We start from the raw sequence: 3,699 nt of genomic DNA, 5'->3' as shown, positions 1-3,699 counted from the left end.
CCGCAGCACGTTGATTTTAGTGCCGACGATCGATTTGATGCATCAGTGGTACGCACAGTTGTTGACGGCTTTTCCAGGTACCGAGATTGGGTTACTCGGTGGCGGTTCGCGCGATCGATCGCCGATTTTGATTTCGACTTACGATAGTGCGGCGATTCAAATCGAGTCGTTGGGAGATTTATATGGGTTATTAATTTGTGATGAATGCCATCATTTACCGACAGAGTTTTATCGAGTAGTGGCAGAATATTCGATCGCGCCTTATAGATTGGGACTGAGTGCGACTCCCGAACGTAGCGATGGCAAACATCAAGATTTAGATCTATTATTAGGCAAAGAAGTATATCGCCAAACTGCCGCAGATCTGGCGGGTTCGGCTTTATCTCCTTATCGAGTCGAACAGATCGAGGTCAAATTAAGCGATGAAGAACTCAGTCGCTATCACGAACTAATTGCCGAAAGAGATCGCTTTTTACGGAGTCAAAAAATCTCGTTTGGTAGTATTGATGGCTGGCAAAAATTCATCCGTGCTAGTTGTCGATCGACCGAAGGCAGGCGTGCGATGCTAGCCCATCGGGAAGCTAAAGAAATCACGCTATCAACTAATGGTAAATTGCGGATCTTAGCTGAAATTCTCGATCGACATTATCCCGAATCAACTCTCATTTTTACTAGTGATAATGCAACTGTCTATCGCATCGCTCAAAGTTTATTAATTCCCGCGATCACCCACCATACCCCAGTCAAAGAACGCCATCAAATTCTCACTCACTTTCGCGAAGGTACTTATAATGTTTTAGTGGCATCTCAAGTCTTAAATGAAGGCGTCGATGTCCCAGCGGCGAGTATTGCCGTCATTCTATCCGGTACTGCTTCGCCGCGCGAATATATCCAAAGATTAGGGCGAATTCTGCGTAAGGGCAAAGCCGACAAACAAGCCATATTATATGAGTTAATTAGCAAAGGAACGAGTGAAGAACGCGTTTCCGCTAGACGTCGCGGCGATATGCCTGAAGAAGATCGATCCGGATCGGCTAAAGTTATTCAGTTACCAATTCGGTATGGAGAAACTGTCGATCGATCGCTCAAAGTTGCTGAAGCCGATTCAGAACGTAAATCTCCTAATAATGATGGAGATTTGAGATACTAGTCATTACCACTCAGAACTTTGGTGTATCAATAGCAATACCTGCATAAGATGTGAAACTGTAGTCAAACTAGTAAGTTTGCGGTAAAGTGATAACGATATTATTTATTTTTGCTCATGACTAAAAAAATTATTCAAACCGATCTCGCGCCCGCACCAGTAGGGCCATATAACCAGGCTATTGTCGCAACGGGTAAAATGTTATTTGTATCCGGGCAAGTCGCGATCGATCCAGCCACCAATCAACTAGTTTATGATGGCGATGTGGCCAAACAAACCGAGCAAGTGATGGCCAATTTAGCAGCAATTTTGAAAGAAGCTGGGGCGACATTTGAGGATGTCGTCAAGACTGGCGTTTTTCTCAAAGACATGAATGATTTCGCTACAATGAATGGAGTCTACAGCCGTTATTTCGACGAAGCCACCGCGCCAGCTCGTGCTTGCGTGGAAGTCGCGCGATTGCCAAAAGATGTCTTAGTCGAGATCGATTGTATTGCCGTAATTAGCTAATCATCAGCGGCTCGGTTAGACTCCCAAATTCTACCTCAATAGTAGTTTGATTTATGACCGAGACTACTAGTCGATCGATGCCTAAATATTCGCTAGTCGTGCCAATTTATAACGAAGAAAGTACGATTCCCGCACTATATCAGCGGGTGAGTGCCGTAATGGATAAATTGGATGGTACTTCCGAATTAATTTTGGTCGATGATGGCAGTCGCGATCGCACATTGGACTTATTGAGGGAATTGCACGATCGCGATAGTCGAGTAGTCTATCTCAGACTGGCAAGAAATTTCGGCCATCAAATAGCCGTTACTGCTGGCTTAAACTACGTTCGCGGCGAAGCAATTATCGTCCTCGATGCCGACTTGCAAGATCCGCCAGAACTAATCCCCGATTTACTGGCACTGTGGCAACAAGGCTATCATGTCGTCTATGCCCAACGCACCAAAAGAGTCCGCGAAGGCTGGTTTAAGCGGCTCTGTGCCTATCTTTTTTATCGCCTCCTCAACCAACTTGCTAATGTCGATATTCCCACCGATACAGGCGATTTTTGCTTGATGGATCGTCAGGTGGTGGATTTACTCAATCAAATGCCAGAACGCAATCGCTACATTCGTGGATTGCGATCGTGGGTAGGATTCAATCAAATTGCCTTCAAATTCGAGCGCGATTTACGATTTGCTGGCGAAGTAAAATATACGTTTGCCAAAAGTCTCGGTTTGGCAATTAATGGTTTAGTTTCATTTTCGACTGTGCCATTAAGATTGTCTACTTATTTAGGTCTATTTTCCGCAGTACTATCGATCGTGATGGCAATTCTCGTTCTCTATTGGCGACTATTTACTCCCCATTCGACTCTCACTGGCTTTGCCACGATCGCGATCGCCATTTTCTTTCTAGGAGCGGTGCAACTAATCAGTATTGGCATTTTGGGCGAATACATCGGACGCATTTATGAAGAAGTCAAGCATCGTCCGCTATATACGATCGCAGAGGTAGGACGGAAAATAGAGAGTAGATGAGGTAGACGAACATAATCGATCGAGTTTATTTAGACTCAATCGATAATTATTATTGTCGATCGCTATGATGTTGATATCGAGTCACATCATCAATCGACCCAATTTTCCACTTTTATACCAGGAATTTGCTTAAAGTGGCGTAAATTTCTGGTTACTAATGTGGATCGATTAGCAAGAGTAATACTGGCAATTAACAAATCGGCTCGTCCAATCTTCCGAAACTTTGAGATATCGCGCAACCTATCAAATTCTATCGATGCGGCTCGCTCTATCGGCACAATTAACAGGTCGTTTAAAAGTGTTTCCGTCCGAAATAACAGCTCTTGTGCTTTGAGTAAACTTTCTCCAGATTCAGCTTTGAGAAGATAGTCAATCCTTCCGCGTAAAATCTCAACTTTGGTAATAATTGTAATTCCTATTTCTGTATCTGCAACCGATCTCAACCTGTCGGCAACATTAGTATTACCAGCATGAAGATGTGTCAAGGTGTCAGTATCCAGCAAATACATTAATTAGATCCTGAATTATCATCGACTTCGGGACGTTCTCTAGCTTGATAAATTGATTCTTTTAATTGGTCTAGCGAATCATCGTCTGCTAATATACCTACTTGAGCGAGTAAGACTGAGCTACTACTTTTAGCCCGCAACCAATCATCGATTGCCGATTTTAAAAATCTCCAATCATTCTCTATTTTTCGACCGGGAAGATTACCTTTTAAAGCTTGATTTGTAACTGTTTCAACTGATAGTCGCAAATAAGCTGAAGCTTCCTCTAGTGTAAGGACATCAGGGATAATAACTTTGTCCATAATTTCGAGCGATTAGTGAGTGGTTGGACTTTAAACTCAGCCTTAAATCCATTCTACCAAATAATCTCAAATGTCTTATGTACTCCTGATGTTCTCAATCGGGCTAATAACTACCGATACGACAATCTCGCTTGGCACATATCGATTGCGGTGGGATCGAAGATCGATCGATCAATCGCCCATAACGATGCGCCATTCGTGCAATTCATAAG

5 protein-coding genes are annotated in these 3,699 nt (G+C 43.3%); 3 read left to right on the top strand and 2 right to left on the bottom strand.

Annotation, left to right across the window (positions count from 1 at the left end; genetic code table 11):
- The 3 genes from C7B77_RS26015 to C7B77_RS26005 form a co-directional block, all read left to right on the top strand.
- Window positions 1-1,150: DEAD/DEAH box helicase (locus C7B77_RS26015; protein WP_106311827.1), on the top strand; the 1,150-nt coding region annotated here is incomplete at its 5' end.
- Between the two features lie 114 nt (window positions 1,151-1,264).
- On the top strand, window positions 1,265-1,657 hold the full coding sequence (locus tag C7B77_RS26010) for a RidA family protein (protein ID WP_106311824.1): 393 nt from the start codon (window positions 1,265-1,267) through the stop codon (window positions 1,655-1,657).
- Window positions 1,658-1,734: 77 nt separating this feature from the next.
- Window positions 1,735-2,676: a glycosyltransferase family 2 protein gene (locus C7B77_RS26005; protein WP_106311821.1), complete on the top strand. Its 942-nt coding sequence runs from the start codon at window positions 1,735-1,737 to the stop codon at window positions 2,674-2,676.
- Between the two features lie 89 nt (window positions 2,677-2,765).
- Here C7B77_RS26005 and C7B77_RS26000 read toward each other — a convergent pair whose 3' ends face one another.
- Both C7B77_RS26000 and C7B77_RS25995 read right to left on the bottom strand, forming a co-directional pair.
- Complete coding sequence (locus tag C7B77_RS26000) at window positions 2,766-3,185, bottom strand: type II toxin-antitoxin system VapC family toxin (RefSeq protein ID WP_106311819.1); 420 nt, start codon at window positions 3,183-3,185, stop codon at window positions 2,766-2,768.
- Window positions 3,185-3,487, bottom strand: coding sequence for a helix-turn-helix domain-containing protein (locus C7B77_RS25995; protein ID WP_106311816.1), 303 nt, complete (start codon window positions 3,485-3,487; stop codon window positions 3,185-3,187). The genes C7B77_RS26000 and C7B77_RS25995 overlap by 1 nt, the downstream gene beginning before the upstream one ends.
- Between the last annotated feature and the right edge of the window lie 212 nt (window positions 3,488-3,699).

The organism is Chamaesiphon polymorphus CCALA 037, assembly GCF_003003845.1.
GTDB lineage: Bacteria > Cyanobacteriota > Cyanobacteriia > Cyanobacteriales > Chamaesiphonaceae > Chamaesiphon > Chamaesiphon polymorphus.
The sequence above is the reverse complement of the archived record's forward strand: the minus strand, read 5'-3'. Positions and strand labels throughout refer to the sequence as shown.

What these genes read in the sequence shown, in the direction of transcription:
- C7B77_RS26000 (WP_106311819.1), bottom strand. Translation starts at nt 3,185, where the DNA reads ATGTATTTGCTGGATACTGACACCTTGACACATCTTCATGCTGGTAAT.
- C7B77_RS25995 (WP_106311816.1), bottom strand. Translation starts at nt 3,487, where the DNA reads ATGGACAAAGTTATTATCCCTGATGTCCTTACACTAGAGGAAGCTTCA.
- C7B77_RS26005 (WP_106311821.1), top strand. Translation starts at nt 1,735, where the DNA reads ATGCCTAAATATTCGCTAGTCGTGCCAATTTATAACGAAGAAAGTACG.
- C7B77_RS26010 (WP_106311824.1), top strand. Translation starts at nt 1,265, where the DNA reads ATGACTAAAAAAATTATTCAAACCGATCTCGCGCCCGCACCAGTAGGG.